Origin of the sequence: Glutamicibacter arilaitensis Re117, from assembly GCF_000197735.1 — a bacterium.
Taxonomy (GTDB): domain Bacteria; phylum Actinomycetota; class Actinomycetes; order Actinomycetales; family Micrococcaceae; genus Glutamicibacter; species Glutamicibacter arilaitensis.
Window position 1 is genome coordinate 782,999 of the sequence record NC_014550.1, and the last position, 16,879, is coordinate 799,877.

Consider the following 16,879-nt stretch of genomic DNA (forward strand, 5'->3'; position numbering starts at 1 on the left):
GCCACATGATTGGCACGTGGCAGGCCATGGTCATCGACTGCGAGGACCCCGATGCACTGGCCGGATTCTATGAACAGCTCCTCGGGATGGTGCGCATCGACAACGAGCCCGACTGGGTTTCCATTGGCGATGCACCGGACCATCCTGCGCTCGCCTTCCAGGCGGTCAGCCCGTACGTGGCCCCGCAGTGGCCCGGGCATGTCCACCCGCAGCAGGCGCACATCGATGTGAAGGTCAAGGATCTGGACCTGGCCGAAGAGCAGGTGCTGCACCTTGGTGCGCGCTGGACCGGCGAAGGGTCCAAGACCTTCAGGGTCTATCTGGATCCGCAGGACCACCCGTTCTGCCTGGTGAGCTGGTAGCCGCATAGGCGATCTTCGCCGCCTGCAGCCGGGTCGAGACTCCGAGCTTGGCCAGCACCTGGGAGACATGCGTCTTCACGGTGCTCTGCCCGATGCCCAGCCGCTGCGCCAATTGCGGGTTGCTCAGCCCTTCGGCCAACCCGTCGAGCACCTCGCGTTCCCTGCCGGTCAAGCCATCAGGCAGCTTCGCGGTGCCGGGCTCCGGCGCCAGCGCCCGGGCCAGAATCCGCGAGGTCACCTGCGGATCCAGCACCGATTCGCCGCGGCCGGCGGCACGCACGCCCATGATGATCGCCTGCGGTTCGGCGCTCTTGAGCAGGAACCCATGCGCCCCGGCCTGCAGCGCGCCAAAAAGGTACTGGTCATCATCGAAGGTCGTGAGCACCACGACGCGGCAGCTGCCATGCAGCGCCTTGGTGGCCTCGATGCCATCGAGCACCGGCATGCGCAGGTCCATCAGGATGACGTCGGGGGATAGGGCACGGGCCATGGAAATGGCCGATCGCCCGTCGGCCGCTTCGCCCACGACTTCCAGGTCCTCCGCGGCCTGCAATACCAGCCGGATCCCCATCCGCACGGTGGCATGGTCATCGACGATCAGGACTTTCATGGCTTCTCCATTGCTTCGGCTGGGCCCGGGAATTCGACGTGCACCGCGAAGTCCGGGCCGGTGCGCACCTCGAACCGCCCATCGAGCGCGGCGACTCGGGTCCGGATATTCTCCAGCCCGGTCCCCGCTCCGGGGGCGCGGCCGGCGTCCTGGCGCAGCCCGTTGCTCGCCGTGATCGCCAGGCCCTTCTCCTGGACCACGCTCAGTTCCAGGGTAGTGCCCGGCGCATGCTTGGCATGGTTGACCAGCAGCTCGCAGACCGTGCGGTGCGCGGCGGTATGCACCGCCGGGCCGAAGCGCTGCGGATGCGCCACCCGGTACTCCCAGCGCACCGGGCTGCCGAATCCGGCCACCAGCTCGGGCAGATCCTCGATCCGCGCCTGCAGCGCAGGGCCCCCGGCATGCAGCATCCGCACCATCGCGGCCATGTCTTCCAAGCCGGACACCGACTCATCGCGGATGCTCTGCAACGGAGCCCGCACCTCCTGGGGTGCGGCCGGAAGCAGGGCGCCGGAGAGCAGGGCGATTGACGAGAACCTGGCCGAGAGCACATCATGCATCTCGCGGGCCAATGCTGTGCGCTCCTGGACGCGGGAAAAGTCGTGCTCGGCGACCAGCTGGTCCTCGCGGGCATCGGCCGCCGACTGGACGGCCTGCGCCCGCTGGGCTTCGGCATTGGCCAGCTCCTTGGCGGTGCGCACATTCTCCGCCCAGAGCATCGGGGTGAACAGGATGAAGCCGGCCATGAGCAGGGCCAGCACCACTTCCTGCGGATTCCGGGTGCCTAGCCAGGTGGCGATGGCCAGCGAGATGGCCGCCAGGCACAGCAGCGCCAGCGCCACCGTTCGGGTGCGGACCGAACCGAGCAGGAACAACCCGAAGACGCACTCGAAGACCAGGAAGTATCCGCCGATGCTGCCCACGGCCAGCAGGCCGGCGCCGGCGAGCAGCATGGCCACGGAGCTGGCTACGAGAAAACGGCGACGGACCAGCACGGCGGCCAAGCCGATGAGCAGCAGGACGATCCATTCGTATCCGCGGATCGCGAACCATGGGGGATTGGCCAGTCCCGAAAGATGCAAGATGGCGGTGAGCACCAGATAGGTGCCGACGACCTCGGGTTCCTTGTCTCCGCTGCCCATCCGCCGAATGAAGTTCATGCTTCCAGCATCCCCGAACTGGCTGCCCGCCGGTATCCCCCTTAAGGAGGAGAAAGCGCAGCCCACTGGCCGATACCGCGAATCGGCAGGCCGCGGAACAGTGGAAACCATGGACATCATGACGAGCAATCCCGAACTATCCCTTCTCATCCTGGCGCTAATCGACTCGACCAGCATCGGCACCCTGGTCATTCCGCTGTGGCTGCTGCTTAGGGGGCGCCACGAAGCCATTGCCAAGGTCCTGGCCTACTTGCTGGTAATCGCCGGGTTCTACTGGGTCATCGGGGTGCTGCTGCGCAGCGGGTTGCTGCTCATCGATCCCGGCATCTTCGAGCACCGGTTCTTCCGGCTGGCCGGAATGGCGGTCGGGGCGCTGATGATCATCTGGGCGCTCACCTACCGCACCGATGCGCAGAAGGAAGCCAGCGCACGGAAGAAAGCCATCGCGCATAGCGGCGCGGCACTTGAAGGACCGGCACCGAGCCCGGCGGACGCAACCGGCCAGGTGCCGCGGCGCTTGCGCAGCCGTTTGGGAACTGCGCTGGATACCCGCACCGGGCTGATTGCCCTGGCCCTGTTCGCCGGCCTCTTGGAACTTCCCACGATGCTTCCCTACCTGGCCGCCGTAGGCGTCATGCAGGGCGCCGGCTGGGGCACCGGCCTGCAGCTGCTTGCGCTGATCGGCTACTGCTTGGTGATGATCGTCCCGGCGTTGGTGCTGGTTGGCGCCCGTGCGCTCGCCGGCCCGCGCATCGAAGCCTGGCTGCAGAAGATGGGTACCAAAGCCTCGGCCTACGCCCAGGAAACCCTTGGCTGGGTGGTGGGCATCGGTGGATACCTGCTGATTCGCGCATGCCTTTCCGGGCAGGATCTGCACAGCTTGCTCAGCTAGCCACGCTGTGGGCGAAAGGGCACGGTTCCAATTGGCTTGAAGCGGGGTAATGATGCGAGAATTGACGGCATGGAACCTCTAGGCAGCAGCGCGAAGCAGGGCAGGAAAGTCACCCTGAACGCATCAACTTTGGCAATGTCCGTCATGGTCATCGTCCTTCTGGTGGCAGTGGTATTCGCTGCCAACTCCAATGAGATCGTCGGCTGGTTCGTTGTCGTCATCTCCGCCGGTTGGCTGCTGCTGGCCGCATTCATGATGTTCGGCCTCAAGCGAGGCGCGGACAAGATCAACAACTCGCTGCGCGAAGCCACCGCGGCGGCTACCCCGCGCGCCCAGCCAGGCACCGTGGTGGTTGACGAGTCCACCAGCCAGCGCGACATGAAGCTGGACCACTCGTTCAAGATCGTCCAGGTCCAGGCCCGCGTGATTGCCGAGCAGCGCGAGGCGAAGGGCGAGGACTACGAGGGCATGATCGACCGGGCGCTGGAGACAATACAGATGACCGCGACGAATGCGCGGGACATGATCAAGCCGGCCAAGCCGATGGATGGCGAAATCATCGACTAACCGATCCGGGCAACGCGCAAGCGTTGCCCTTTTTCGTTGCGCATGTTCCGGCGCAGGCCAGATCAGCGCGTAATCGAACACATAATTTTGTAAGGTGGAACAGTGATACCTACCAGTGTGGAAATTCTCAACAAGGACGCCGGCGCACTGCGCGTCGCGTCGGTCAACGTCAACGGCATTCGCGCCGCCTACAAGCGCAACATGGCGGACTGGATCGCCGCCCGTGACGTGGACATCCTGTGCCTGCAGGAAGTACGCGCACCGGACAAGATCCTGCGCGACCTGATTGGGGAGGGCTGGCATATTCTGCATGCCGAGGCCAAGGACAAGGGCCGCGCAGGCGTCGCTGTGCTCTCTCGCACCGCGCCGGTAGCCGTGCGAGAGCACATCGGCGAGGACTACTTCGCCGAATCCGGCCGCTGGGTCGAAGCGGACTTCGAAGTCAACGGCGAGGTCTTCACCGTCGTCTCGGCCTACGTCCACTCCGGCGAGCTGGGCACCCAGAAGCAGGAGGACAAGTACCGCTTCCTGCAGCGCATGAACGTGCGCCTGGTCGAACTGAAGAATGAGAAGGACCACGTGCTGGTGGTGGGCGATTTGAACGTCGTGCACACGCAGAAGGACATCAAGAACTGGAAGCCGAACCATAACAAGCGCGCCGGCGTCATGGACGAGGAAATCGCCTACTTCGACGGATTCTTCGGCCCTCAGATCGGCTACAAGGATGTGGCTCGCGAACTGGCCGGCGACGTGCAGGGACCGTACACCTGGTGGTCCTTCCGCGGACAGGCCTTCGACAACGATGCCGGTTGGCGTATCGACTACCACATGGCCACCCCGGCACTAGCCGCCAAAGCCATCAAGTCCCACGTAGACCGTGCCTCGGCCTACGATTTGCGCTTCTCCGACCATGCACCGCTGGTCGTCGACTACCAGTTCTAAGGAAAACCATGGAAACAACCCGTCCCCGCGTACTTTCAGGAATGCAGCCTTCGGGAGATTCGCTGCATCTTGGCAACTATCTGGGCGCATTGGTCAACTGGGTCAAGACCCAGGATGACCACGAAGCATTCTTCTTCATCCCGGATATGCACGCGATTACCACGCCGCAGGACCCGGCCGAGCTGCGGGCCCGCACCCGCAAGACCGCCGCGCAGTTCATCGCCGGCGGCATCGACCTGGACAAGTCCACCCTGTTCGTCCAGTCGCAGGTTCCCGAGCACGCTCAGCTGGCGTGGGTCTTCAACTGCATCACCGGTTTTGGCGAAGCCAGCCGCATGACCCAGTTCAAGGACAAGTCCTCCAAGGGCGGCGCGGATGCCGCCAGCGTCGGGTTGTTCACCTACCCGGTCCTGATGGCTGCAGACATCCTGCTCTACCAGCCGGAAGGTGTTCCCGTGGGCGATGACCAGCGCCAGCACGTGGAGCTGGCCCGCGACCTGGCCAAGCGCTTCAACCACCGTTTTGGGCAGACCTTCACCGTCCCGGAGGCGTTCATCCCGAAGGAGGGCGCGCGCATCTACGACCTGCAGAACCCGACCTCCAAGATGTCCAAGTCCGCCGAGTCCCCGGCTGGCCTGATCAACGTGCTCGACGAGCCGAAGCTGATCGCCAAGCGCATCAAGTCGGCCGTGACCGATGCCGGGTCCGTCGTGGCCTACGACAAGGCTGAGAAGCCAGGGGTATCGAACCTGCTGGATATCCTGGCCGCGGTGACCGGAAAGCATGTTCCGGAGCTGGTCAACGAATTCGAGGGCAAGATGTACGGGCATTTGAAGGTGGCTGTGGCAGAAGCTGTCGTGGAGCGCCTGACCCCGATCCGTACCCGCACCTTGGAACTGCTGGATGATCCTGCCGAACTGGATCGCCTGCTGCTGGTTGGAGCGACCAAGGCGCGCGAGGTCGCGTCGAAGACCGTTGCCGATGTCTACCAGAAGGTCGGCTTCCTGCCACCGCTGGGAATCTGATGGCTTTCGAGTACACCCTGGGCGTAGTGATCCCGGTGCCGCAGCCGCACCGGGAGACCCTGCGCGCGTGGCGCCAGGAATACGGGGGAGAGGCCACCGGGCCGATCGCCCCGCATATCACCTTGGTGTCCGGATCGTACCTGAATTCCTGGGAGAAGGCGGCGGCCCAGGTGCGCCGGGTGGCAGCCACTGTGGAGCCCTTCAGCATCCAGCTGGGTCCGGCTCGAACCTTCCGGCCAGCCAGTGACGTGGTTTTCCTGCCGCTTGAAACCGGCGCCGATGAATGCTGGGCGCTGCACCGGGCGCTGCTGGGCGACGCACTGAGGCACGAATCAGCTTTCGCCTACCATCCGCACCTGACCATCGCGCAGAACGTGCCCGCGGAGCAGTTGGACGCCGCGCAGGCAGCGCTGGGCGGGACGCGGCTGTCCTTCACCGCCGATCGCATCCAGCTATTCGATACCCGTGGCGGGGAGTGGAACTTCAGCGAGGAAATCGCTTTGGGGACCTAGAAAAAACGCCAGCCCTAGGGCTGGCGTTTTTACACTCGCGGTGCGTTACTTAGCGCGCACGATAGCTTCGATCTTCGCCCCGGTGTCCGCATCGATGTTCTTCCAGTAGTCGATCGCGTTGGAGAGCACCGGTTCGATCACCCCGTCCAGGGCCCCGGTGACGGTGTTGACCAGCTCGGCACGCTGGGCATCGTCCATGACCTCGCGGACTAGAATGCCAGGCTGGACAAAGTCCCCATCGTCTTCGCGTAGCGTGTAGGCCTCGCGGACCAGCTCGCCGTCGGACTCGAAGGAGTTATCCACCGGACCGGTTTCATCACTCCAGGAATCCTCGAAGGAGTTTGGCGCGTAAACACAACGATCCCCGGTGTGGTCGAAGGTCATATTGCCTTCAAAATTATAGGAGTGTACCGGGCATTTTGGCTTGTTAACCGGCAACTGCTGGAAGTTGGTGCCGATGCGGTAGCGTTGTGCATCAGCGTAGGCAAAGTTGCGGCCCAAAAGCATCTTGTCCGGGCTCATCCCCATGCCGGGAACCATATTCCCCGGGGAGAATGCTGCCTGTTCAATCTGCGCGAAGAAGTTCTCCGGATTACGATTCAACGTCAGCGTGCCGACCTTGATGCGCGGGTAGTCCTTCTTGGACCAAACCTTGGTCAAATCAAAGGGGTTGTACCGGTAGGTCTTGGCTTCTTCGTACGGCATGATCTGCACATACAGATCCCACTTCGGGAAGTTGCCGGCCTTGATCGCATCGAAGAGGTCGCGGCGGTGGAATTCGGCGTCGGAGCCGGCCAATGCTTGGGCCTGATCCCCGCTCATGGTCTCAAATTTGTCCGACTGTTGGTTCAGGAAGTGGTATTTCACCCAGAACTTCTCGCCGGCAGCGTTGACCCACATGTAGGTGTGCGAGCCGTAGCCGTTCATTTCGCGCCAGGTCTTTGGCAGTCCACGCTGGCCCATGATGTAGGTGACCTGGTGGGCCGATTCTGGATTCTGCGTCCAGAAATCCCACTGCATAGTGCCATCGCGAAGCCCGGAATCTGGCAGGCGCTTTTGCGAGCGGATGAAGTGCGGGAACTTCATTGGGTCGCGTAGGAAGAAGACTGGGGTGTTGTTGCCGACCAGGTCGAAGTTGCCTTCGGTGGTGTAGAACTTCATCGAGAAGCCACGCACGTCGCGCCAGGTATCCGGGGAGCCCAGCTCGCCGGCAACGGTGGAGAAACGCATCAGGGTTTCGGTTTTCACACCCGGCTGGAAGAGTGCTGCCTTTGTGTACCGGGAGATGTCTTCGGTAGTTTCGAATTCGCCGAAGGCTCCTGAGCCCTTGGCATGCGGGCGGCGTTCGGGAACATTCATTCGGTTGAAGTGCTGCAGGGTTTCAGCCAGGTGGTGGTCGTGCAGCACGATCGGGCCGTTGGCACCTACCGTGAGCGAATTGCGGTCGCTGACCGCCGGAATTCCTGCCTGGGTTGTTGAGCGTGGTTCGTTGCTGGCCATTATTGCTCCTTAGCATGTGCAGTCGGATAGGCGCGAGTACGGGTTAAGTGCCAAAATGAACTGCTCCCCGAAAGTTGGACTGTAAAAGTTAACTACTTTCGGGGAGCATTTTCATGCATGCACGAAGCACATTATCCGAGTACCAACGCGAGCAACATGTTGACCTCTTCGAGCATCTTGCGACTTGGAGGATTTGAGCGTTACTCAAAGGCTTACGAGTGTCAATTCCGAGCAAAGTTACACGTAGGAGCGCGGCGAGCACGTTGACGTATTTTCTACATTCCAAGGCCGGCATGTCAAGTGCGGTGACCAGCACTCGTAAGGCAGCACGGACACTGTCATTGAGTCGCGGAATAAGCAGCTTCTGCATGTCCACCGTCAAGGCCGCTACTGCCATTCTCTGGGCGTCTAAAATATCAGGCATTGCTCACACCGAGCCCGGATTTCACATAGCCGCTAGGTGCTTCAGTGCCATATAGCCGGTGTCAGTGTCGGCACCGGTGCGCTTGCCGGGCCAGGCGTTAGTGCGTTTGAAGTCTGTAGCGGTGGTTGGGAAGATACGCGTTTCGAGATGTTCGCCGGTGTTGCTGATGATGGCGTAGACACGCTTTTCGTGTGGGTGTCCACGCCGATGATGTACGAGTATGTTTGGGCGACGGTCTGGGGGAGCAATTCTCTGGCCCCTAGCTACTCGATTAAGCAGAATTCTCAGGGGACGTCGCTGACCGTGCTATCCGGACACATCAGTGACACTTCCACAAGATTTTTTAGCGATTATAAACCGGACAGCCTACCTGGATTTCTAGGAATATGACTGGACCGTATGGTTTGTACTTCTAGAATCCATGATTAACATCAAGGAATCGCCCAAGTCAGTATTGATGTGGATTCAACACAGAAAAGACATCAAAATTAAAAACCCCTTGTATATCGTTCCGAATGTGATAATCTTCACTTGGTCCTGACTTGCGACACATGAGATAACGAAAGGTAGGGGCCCGCCATGGGTGGAACTCGCTCGGAAAAAACAAAAATGATAGTTGATTTCGAAGAGGAATATGGGCTCTTAAAAGTTAAGCGTGGTGCAGGATGTTCAGCACGGCCGTAGGCCCGCCGTGTACAACAATATCCGAAGCCGATAATGACCATGATTCCGATAGCCTCGACCGATGCGTTTCAGGTTCTTCGCCGTCAGGTTCGCCGCCTCGCTCCGGGCGTTGGTCAACCTCGTTCGTACGAACACCAGCAGCTCCCGCCGCCAGGCGGTCAACGTGCGGAACAATGTTTTCGCCTCGGTCATTTTTGTGGCCTTCACTGATTTCTCCAGCACCGCCCACCGGGACTGGAATTCATGGATATCAGCGGTTTTCAGCAGTTGCCGCACGTGTTCCTTGATTCCATAGATCACTCCGAGTTCCGGGTCTGATTCAAGGATCAGCTTCAGCCGTTCCACCTGCTTGATCGACAGGTTCTCTAAGTTGCAGGTTAGTAGCTTCCGGTACTTGTAGGCCGGATCCGTGGCCCTGCCACGGCGTTCGTGCACTTCGTGGGAACGGCGGCGGCGGACCTGGGTGATCATCAGATTCGCCCGGGCGATCACGTGGAAATGGTCCACGCTGACCTTCGCCTTGGGCAGATTCTCACGCACCGCTTTGCGGAACTCGGCAGACATGTCGATCGCGACGTACTGCACCCGTTGGCGCCAATACCGTGGCCGGTTCTTCAACCACTTCTTTACCGCTGTTCCGCGGCGTCCGTCCACGATATCCAGGATCTTTCCGGTGTCCAGATCGGTGAAGACGATGGACCACGGCTCAATCCGAACGACTTTCCCGGTCCGGCCAAGGGCGTAGCGGACTTTGCGGAACCGGTGCTCATCGATGCCCAGGCGCCGGATGAACATCCGGTCCACATTCCCGACGAGTTCACCGACGGTGGTCAGTCGGGCCATGACCGTTGGCCATGACACCCCATGCGCTGCGGCGACCCGGGACACGGCTCGCAGTTCGCAGCTCATCTCGTCCACGAGCCGTTGGGAGAGCCTGGTGGTGATCCGTGCGCGGAAGGGCAGTTGCTCGGTGGTTTGCACGAACGAACGGCGTTCGCAGGCAGGTTCTTGGCAGGCCATGCGGCGTTTGCGTACCAACACCTGCAGGTCGTCACCGCCGGCGGGCAGGTCCTTGACCTGGTGCACCGGCCTTGCTTGGATTCGGGTAGTCAGTACCCCGCAGGAGGGGCAAGCGGCTTCGGTTTCGATGGGCTCAACAAGTACCTGCCGTCCGGCAAGTTCCTGAGTCACGGTGATGACGCGGTAGTCGGTGAGGTTCAACAGAATCGACGCAGCATCGATTCGGCCGGTATCCTTGATCACGGCTCGTAGTTCCTTGCGTATGAATTGTTTTAGTCAACATCCATTTTCGCAGAAGGGACTGCGAGACTCTTCTATATCTGTCAAGCCGTCAGCGGTAGCACTTCCGCAGATTCCAGAATCTTGTATATTCGGCGTGCCAAAAACCGCTTGATGCATCTACGGATCTCTTTCAACGTCTTGCCTTCCGCCGTGCGTTTGACCACGTAGGCCCGGGTCTCCTCGTCATGGGTCATCCGTACCATCGCAGCGGTATGCAGGGCCTTGTTCAACCGCCGGTCACCTCGACGATTGAGCCGGTGGCGCACCGTGTTCCCTGAAGATGCAGGGATGGGATTCACGCCCGCAAGAGAAGCGAATGCAGCCTCCGAACGCAACCTGCCCTGATGGGACCACGCGGCCACGCAGACCGCCGCCACCACCGGACCGATACCGGTGAGCTCAAGTAGTTCCTTGCCTTCGCTGAGCTTGACCAGCTCAGTCATCTGAGTCGTGTTTTCCTTGATATGCGTGTCCAGTTCACCGACGCGTCGGGCCAACCGCACGGCTTCGGCACGGGCAACCTGCGATTCGATGGTTTCCTCCCGGCTCCGCCACCCCGCTACCTCGAGGAACTGAGTGCTGCTCAAGGGTTTGCGGGCATCGATGCCAAGCGAGGTCACACGCAGCAGTGCGGTGAGCGCGTTGACGTATTTCGTACGCTCCACAGCCAGCATGTCACGGGCCGTCACCAGCACGCGCAAAGCAGCGCGGGCACCGTCATTGAGTCGCGGAACACGCAGCTTCTGCACCTCGATGGGTAGCGCGGCGGCAGCCATGCGCTGGGCATCCAACGGATCAGTCTTACCCACGCCGCGCCCGGCTTTCTGGTAGCCGCTAGGTGCTTCGGCGACCGTGTAGCCGGCATCGGTGACCGCACCGGTGACTACGGCACCGTAGGAGGCTGTCCCTTCAATTATCCACAGGGTGCTGGCATCGGCTCCGGTGCGCCTGCCGACCCAAGCGATAGCGCGTTTGATGCTGGAACTGGTGGCGGGAAAATCCCTGGTTTCCACGTGTTCGCCGGTATAGGTGATGATGGAATAGACATGCTTACGGGCGTGGGTATCCACTCCGATGATATAGGAGTAGGTCTTGGCAACGGTCTGCGGGAGGATAGTCATACGGCTTGGTACTTTCTTCTTTTCACGGACAGGATCTTCGGCCGTGCGGCCGGTACCAGTCCGGGAAGGAAGTCACCGTTGGAGCAACACTGTGATGGGTCACACCCTGATAGGTGGACATTCTTCTGATCAGGCTACCGAGGTGGGCCGGGTTGGCGCCGGCCGCCCAACAACGTAGACAGACAATTCTCGCAAACGACACCTCAGGGGTCAGCCTTACTTTGAGTCATGCCCACGTCGGAGGGAAGCCTGGCATCTACCCTGCCAGCTGATCCCAGACCAGCCACTACAAGACTCACAGCCTTACTTCTTTTTCGGGTCACCACGCTAAAAATCGAAGAGCCGGAATATGACTTCTTCCTGGACGAAGATTCGCAAGAAGTGGAAAGCCAGTTAGCCGTCAAGGAAGGGGCAAGTAACTGATTTTCCGATCGAAAATTGTATCGGCGCCCACGGTTAGTCGTGGGCGCCGATCTGATACAGAGCGAAGTCATGCAACTTCGACAGCTATATCTATAGCAACCCAGGCCATTTTTAGGATGGGGTTCAAAGTCGAAATGTGTGTCCTTAAGAGTGTCGAGAATCTTGAGTTTAAAGCATGGCGTGCTCACCTTGTAGGCGACGACTCAGAGATCCTTGAACAGTCGGGTGGCAAGGGTGCTGGGGACCAGGCGGAAGCTAGTGCCTTGTTTGAGCTCCTTGAACATGCGGCAGCGGTAGGAGTGCTACCCGGCAGTGGGTTGAAAAGAGTAGATTACGACTTTAGTTATTCTTCTCTGGACGATCCCCTCGTGAGATATGCTGCTCAGTCCAGGATTGCAAATGGCGTTAGTTTTCGCAGAGTTTCAAGCGAGTATGGTTTTACCCAAGAAACTCAGATATTTCCCGCTGCTGCAGTTGACATGAGTTCAGTGGACTATGCGGGTTGCGAAAAGAAGCTTTCCGCGTATTCGTCGTCATCGGGTTATGCGGCAGGTACAGACATACGCGACGCGCTTCTCCATGGAATTAATGAGGTGATTGAGCGGGATGCCACAGGGAATGCATTAATTGAGTCCTGCATCCATAAACGCAGTTTTGACTCGTATTCAGTAGTCGGTGATTCGTACCTAGACGAACAAAAGAAGCTAATTGAGAAAGCTCTTTGTGATCACATTTATTTGACGGAAATAGAAAGTATTGGGGGACGCACAGTTGCGGCATTTTCTGAACGGCCGTATTTGGGAAAGCGACTCGTTGGTTTTGGAACTAGTCTCAATATAATGTATGCCGCAGAACGCGCGCTTGAGGAGATTATTCAAGAAATGTCGGCAAATGAAAAAGGGGAAACTGTAGTTGATGACGGCGGAAACCCCGATTTCAAAGTACTTAATAGGTTTCCAAATCTTTTACATGCTGCAAATTTGGACCATCCATTTTTGATTCATAAAACGAGCGAGAAAGATTTCTCATCTGGAACCTCCGATTATTCGCGTACGGACAATAATTTAATAAGACAGATTGAAGGCTCTTCAGGATTGAGGGTGTAAACGCCGTCTAAACCCACCGGTCTCCAACAACGACCGGGCGATATAGTGCGCCAGATTCTTGAACCCCAACGCGATACCTCGCAGATGCTCCAACCTGCCATTCAAAGCCTCGGTAGGACCATTCGAACTACCAATATGATCAAAGTACGCGAGAATGTCCGTCTTCCTCCTGCGCAGGGTGCCGCCGAGCTTTTTCAGCTCCGGCAACCCTTTCGGTACCTTCGTGCCAACTTCGTTGATCAGTTGCTCCAAGGCCCACCGTCCGACCTCGGGCTTCGGTTGCCGGTAGGCATCCACCATCTTCTGATACACGCTCCAGACCAATTGAACCGGCTCATACTCCGGCTCCTTGAACAGGTCTTCAAGCTTGGTCTTCTGCTTTTCCGTAGCCAAGGATAGTCCCGTGGTCAGCGTTCGCCTGCACTTGTAAAGCGGGTCATCCTTGCGTCCTCGACGCCCATGTTGCTCACGTTGAATCCGTTGCCGGGTCTGGTCCAGCGCCTCGGAACCTAGTTTGACTACATGGAATGGATCCAACACCTCCACCGCGTGGGGTAGCTCCTCGACGGCAGCTGTTTTGAAGCCGGTGAAACCGTCCATTGCGACGACTTCAATGCCCTGTTTCCATTGTTCTTCTTGATCAGCCAGCCAGGTTTTGAATACAGCTTTGGATCTTCCAGGGACCATGTCGATCAGTCGTGCGGTACCGGTGCCGTCACGCACCGCGGTGAGGTCCACAATCACGGTGACGTATTTGTCGCCGGTTCGGGTATGCCGCCAAACATGTTCATCGACTCCCAGCACTTTGACCCCGTCGAAGCGGGTTGGATCATCAATCAGTAAGCGTTGACCTTCAGCCAGCACAGCCTCATTGGCGGTATTCCAGGTGACGCCGAGGCCTTCGGCAATTCGGGAGACTGACAAGTGGTGGCAGACCAGTCCAACCAGCGCCCAGCGTAGCCCGGTCCTGCTGATTTTCTGGCGTGGCGCTACTGCTTGGGACAGCTCTTCACGCCAGACTCGTTGGCAATTGGCGCAACGGTAGCGGCGGTGTTTGATGACTAGGACAGTGGGACGCCAGCCCAATGGTTCGTGGGCGAGGCGGCGGGTGACGGTATCGCGTGGAATGCCTGCTGCTCCGCAGGTTTGGCACCAAGGGATCGGGTTGGTGACGTGGCAGAGGATTTCGGCTTTCGCTGCGCTCAGGTGTTGCCCGATTGCGGTCAGTCCCAAGCCGTCAAGATTGGTGAAAGTGGTGAGGTCTGGTGCGGTGAAGGTAGGATTGAGCAACGTCGAGGTCTTTCGAAAATGGCTAGTGTAGTAACTTCCATTCTTCTGGAAGACCTCGACTTTTTCGTGCTCGGCGACATGCCCGGGAATCGGGGTGTTGGTTTCAGGTGGTTACACTCTTATTCCTGAAGAGCCAGATTGAAGAGGCAGGTTACAAGGTATACGGGAGAATAGTTTGGAAGGATGTATATTCTTCAGCCCTTGTGGTTCAAGTGATGATTCCAGGAGCGGAACGATTTAACCAAATTAAATTTGGTTATCCGATTGAACCAACGGGGAGATTGAGGACACAAGAAATATTGAAGTTCTTTAGACATAGGAGTGAAAATAGTGCCGATTAGTTTCGATCCTGTTGAAGTGGCGCGTAAAATTCAATTAACAGGTGAGGGGCGGTGGGGGGATCGAGATATAATAATGCGGGCCGCAATTCCATGGTATGAAAAAACTAATGTACCAGAGGCTGACATTATGAAAGGTGCTGCTCACCCTGTCGCGCAAGCAGCCGTTGAGTCCAGTAAACTCGGCGAGAAAGAAAGTTTTCTGGAGCATTTAGAGGTTATTTTTACCCCGATTAAATATCGAATTGAGTCATTGGAATGGAGAAGCCTTCTACAGGCTGATCATGCGAATGATGGTTTTCTTGATGATGCGGTAAGGAATCGTACAGGAAAGGAAATCCTAGCCCCGGATGCGATGATTGCCAATTTCGAAAAGTCAGTTCATCACCTGATCGCTTACGGTGGTGCTATGGGTGTAGATTCTCTTTTCTACCTGAATCGAGTTAGGTTTATTGATTCATCAGAGTTTGTCGGCGGGAGCTGGGGGGATCTGGTTGGGCTAGCCTACTTCGGACGTGATACATTTTCTTCACCGTATGTGGGTTCGGCTTCAATACTTCATGAGGCGTTACATTCTAAGGCCCAATATATCGCTCGAGGTTTGTTTCGATACCAACTTGACGAAAATGCAGATGAAAATATAGAAATTCCTTGGTGGACTACTAAGAATTCAAGAACTTACTGGAATTTATCAAGATCTTTTGACGCGTTTCATGTTTATTCGCATATTTCGCTCTTGCATGCATCAGCGTTCATTACCGAGGGGTCAAAGGAATCATTGAAGCTTTGCCAAGTAGCCTCGTTTAGAGCAGCGTTTCTATCTTCACTTTTAGCCAGGGCGTCAAGCAATGAACTCGACGAAGAGCGGCGTGAATTAGTTGCTTGGCTAACACCGCTCGCTATTAAGCCATTTGGTTTAACGGATGAGGCTCGTGCAATAATTGCGAACCCCGGTAGATTTGAGCGTTGAAATAATGAATGCACATCGAGAGGACGAATATCAACAAGGCGACTTTGATGTTGTAGCTTTACGTAGGTTCGATTTAATGAAAGTCGTTGCCCTGTGCCGCTTTGCGCTCGAGCACGATACCTTATATGAAGTATACGCAAAGCGTGCCGTTGACTACTTACACGCGGAAAGCCTTGTCCAGTACAACTCTTGTGTCAATCACCAGGACGCGCGAGACAGACTGCATAGGTCCTTGCTAGATTCTCCTTGGCCACCAATCGATAAATAGTCGGGTTAACGAAAATGCGCTTAACGCACCTGAGAAAAGTTAGACGTTCACAAATAATGATGACTAGCGGGCTTCTAGCATCATTTTTAGGCACTCAAGTTCTAGATGGGGCCGTTTCTGGAATGGTTGCGCTTGGTGTATTTCCTGTTATTTGGATTCCTTTGTATAAGACGCTTACCGAAGTCGAGGATGCACTAGCCGTGGTCATCGCTCCAATCATTGGGAAAAAAGTCCCTGGGCGAGTGTTAGTGTTTGCCGAAAGTTGTGACGTAATTCTTTCGATTGCGTTATTGGTTTGCATTTTAGTTTTTCCACAGACTATGGTCGCCGCGCTCATTGTGTATCTCGCCTTCGTCTCGATTCTGCCGCTTTTGGTTGACCTGGCTGAAGAATTCTATTTAAACGATCTTGGCCAAGTAGATTCCACTGCCGCCATTCGTGGCAACACGATGATTGCCGTTGGCACTATTATCTGTGGAGCAGTCGTTGGAAAGTCTCTTGGTGCACTAACTGCAACCCAAGGAATTATTATCGGCGTGACTGTCAATATTGTGTTGTCCATCTGTGCCGTGGTCTTACGTACAGCATCTCGTTCCCAATTCGAGCCGGAACATGAAGTAGAAAATATGTCGCACAAGGAATCGTTGAATGCGGCGCTAAGAAATCATTTCTTCCCGACAAGAGCGAAAGTGCTCGTAGACGGTGGAATTCTCTCGCCGTGGGTTTCCGGTGTTGCGACCATCGCGTCCGCCGTTACCGGTATCTATGTCCTACTTTGGATTTCAGGATCAGGGCAGGCGGGTCCGACTCGTTTGAGCCTTCTTTTTGTACTTGTTGGAAGTCTTTCAGCCGTCTTGCCATTGATATCCGGGCGCATTATGAAGGGCCCATCTCAACGTGTGATGAGATATTTGAGAATTTTATCTGTCCTGGGTATTTTGGGTTATGGGAGTACTTTGATCGTGGCTTTGTTGTATTCTCAACTTGGAATCGATCGTTTGTGGGCAGCGCCAGGCATAATAGTTGCTACGGCTACCGGTGGCGCCATCACCTTCACGGTTTCTACGCTGCGTCAAATGTCCCTTGAACGAGCTCGTTTTAAGGCGATGATAGGTTGGGTTTTCTCCATCGCAGCGCTATGTGGTCTTGCTGCTTCCTGGGTGGCCTATGCATTGAATGCAGTCGGTAACCCTGTTTTAGTTCTGGTTCTAGCGACACTGTCATCGACTTGCTTGGCATTGATTTTTAGTGCGGGGAAGCTACCGGCGAAACCTGACGAAGAGGCTGAAACGATGGTCGACGAGGAAAGATCTAATTAGTCTCCGCGACGTCCAGGGCAAAGCAAAGGGCCCGAACCATTTGGTTCGGGCCCTTCAGCGCTGT

The 16,879-nt window shown here is 57.3% G+C and carries 15 protein-coding genes and 1 pseudogene; 9 read left to right on the plus strand and 7 right to left on the minus strand.

All coding sequences use genetic code 11. The features are described from left to right. The first annotated feature begins 5 nt into the window (after positions 1 to 5). Positions 6 to 362 carry a VOC family protein gene (locus tag AARI_RS04045; RefSeq protein ID WP_013348081.1) on the plus strand — a complete coding sequence of 119 codons (357 nt, stop codon included), beginning with the start codon at positions 6 to 8 and terminating at the stop codon, positions 360 to 362. On the opposite strand, the gene AARI_RS04050 is transcribed toward AARI_RS04045, so the two are convergent. Together AARI_RS04050 and AARI_RS04055 are read right to left on the minus strand one after the other, a co-directional pair. Continuing rightward, positions 310 to 972, minus strand: coding sequence for a response regulator (locus AARI_RS04050; protein WP_013348082.1), 663 nt, complete (start codon positions 970 to 972; stop codon positions 310 to 312). The two genes, AARI_RS04045 and AARI_RS04050, sit on opposite strands and share 53 nt — an antisense overlap. Then, positions 969 to 2,132 carry a sensor histidine kinase gene (locus AARI_RS04055; protein ID WP_013348083.1) on the minus strand — a complete coding sequence of 388 codons (1,164 nt, stop codon included), beginning with the start codon at positions 2,130 to 2,132 and terminating at the stop codon, positions 969 to 971. Before AARI_RS04055 ends, AARI_RS04050 begins: the two co-directional genes overlap by 4 nt. A gap of 118 nt (positions 2,133 to 2,250) precedes the next feature. On the opposite strand from AARI_RS04055, the gene AARI_RS04060 reads away from it, so the two are divergent. The 5 genes from AARI_RS04060 (at position 2,251) to AARI_RS04080 (ending at position 6,070) form a co-directional block, all read left to right on the plus strand. After that, positions 2,251 to 3,024, plus strand: a complete 774-nt coding sequence (locus AARI_RS04060) for a GAP family protein (protein WP_157867084.1) — start codon at positions 2,251 to 2,253, stop codon at positions 3,022 to 3,024. 69 nt (positions 3,025 to 3,093) lie between these two features. Further along, on the plus strand, positions 3,094 to 3,591 hold the full coding sequence (locus tag AARI_RS04065) for a hypothetical protein (RefSeq protein WP_013348085.1): 498 nt from the start codon (positions 3,094 to 3,096) through the stop codon (positions 3,589 to 3,591). Between the two features lie 102 nt (positions 3,592 to 3,693). Then, positions 3,694 to 4,533: an exodeoxyribonuclease III gene (locus tag AARI_RS04070; RefSeq protein WP_013348086.1), complete on the plus strand. Its 840-nt coding sequence runs from the start codon at positions 3,694 to 3,696 to the stop codon at positions 4,531 to 4,533. 8 nt (positions 4,534 to 4,541) lie between these two features. Beyond that, a complete protein-coding gene (gene trpS / locus AARI_RS04075) occupies positions 4,542 to 5,558 on the plus strand; it encodes a tryptophan--tRNA ligase (RefSeq protein WP_013348087.1) in 1,017 nt (338 codons plus the stop codon). Next, positions 5,558 to 6,070: a 2'-5' RNA ligase family protein gene (locus tag AARI_RS04080; protein WP_013348088.1), complete on the plus strand. Its 513-nt coding sequence runs from the start codon at positions 5,558 to 5,560 to the stop codon at positions 6,068 to 6,070. The genes trpS and AARI_RS04080 overlap by 1 nt, the downstream gene beginning before the upstream one ends. 45 nt (positions 6,071 to 6,115) lie before the next feature. Here AARI_RS04080 and AARI_RS04085 read toward each other — a convergent pair whose 3' ends face one another. The 4 genes and pseudogenes from AARI_RS04085 to AARI_RS04105 form a co-directional block, all read right to left on the minus strand. Further along, positions 6,116 to 7,570 (minus strand): catalase, encoded by a 1,455-nt coding sequence (locus tag AARI_RS04085; RefSeq protein ID WP_013348089.1) that lies wholly within the window; start codon positions 7,568 to 7,570, stop codon positions 6,116 to 6,118. 178 nt (positions 7,571 to 7,748) lie between these two features. Continuing rightward, positions 7,749 to 8,242, minus strand: a pseudogene (locus AARI_RS20030) (IS110 family transposase); the annotation flags it as partial. 421 nt (positions 8,243 to 8,663) lie between these two features. Then, on the minus strand, positions 8,664 to 9,941 hold the full coding sequence (locus AARI_RS04100; protein ID WP_013348066.1) for an ISL3-like element ISAar15 family transposase: 1,278 nt from the start codon (positions 9,939 to 9,941) through the stop codon (positions 8,664 to 8,666). 80 nt (positions 9,942 to 10,021) lie between these two features. After that, positions 10,022 to 11,101, minus strand: a complete 1,080-nt coding sequence (locus tag AARI_RS04105; RefSeq protein WP_013348067.1) for an IS110-like element ISAar16 family transposase — start codon at positions 11,099 to 11,101, stop codon at positions 10,022 to 10,024. Between the two features lie 539 nt (positions 11,102 to 11,640). On the opposite strand from AARI_RS04105, the gene AARI_RS04110 reads away from it, so the two are divergent. After that, positions 11,641 to 12,630, plus strand: a complete 990-nt coding sequence (locus AARI_RS04110) for a YcaO-like family protein (protein ID WP_041648459.1) — start codon at positions 11,641 to 11,643, stop codon at positions 12,628 to 12,630. On the opposite strand, the gene AARI_RS04115 is transcribed toward AARI_RS04110, so the two are convergent. Next, a complete protein-coding gene (locus AARI_RS04115; protein WP_013347368.1) occupies positions 12,613 to 13,920 on the minus strand; it encodes an ISL3-like element ISAar19 family transposase in 1,308 nt (435 codons plus the stop codon). The two genes, AARI_RS04110 and AARI_RS04115, sit on opposite strands and share 18 nt — an antisense overlap. A 330-nt stretch (positions 13,921 to 14,250) precedes the next feature. On the opposite strand from AARI_RS04115, the gene AARI_RS04120 reads away from it, so the two are divergent. Both AARI_RS04120 and AARI_RS04130 read left to right on the plus strand, forming a co-directional pair. Further along, entirely contained in the window at positions 14,251 to 15,228 is a 978-nt protein-coding gene (locus tag AARI_RS04120; RefSeq protein ID WP_157867085.1) for a hypothetical protein, read from the plus strand. Positions 15,229 to 15,552: 324 nt separating this feature from the next. After that, positions 15,553 to 16,815, plus strand: a complete 1,263-nt coding sequence (locus AARI_RS04130) for an MFS transporter (protein ID WP_041648465.1) — start codon at positions 15,553 to 15,555, stop codon at positions 16,813 to 16,815. Positions 16,816 to 16,879: the final 64 nt, after the last annotated feature.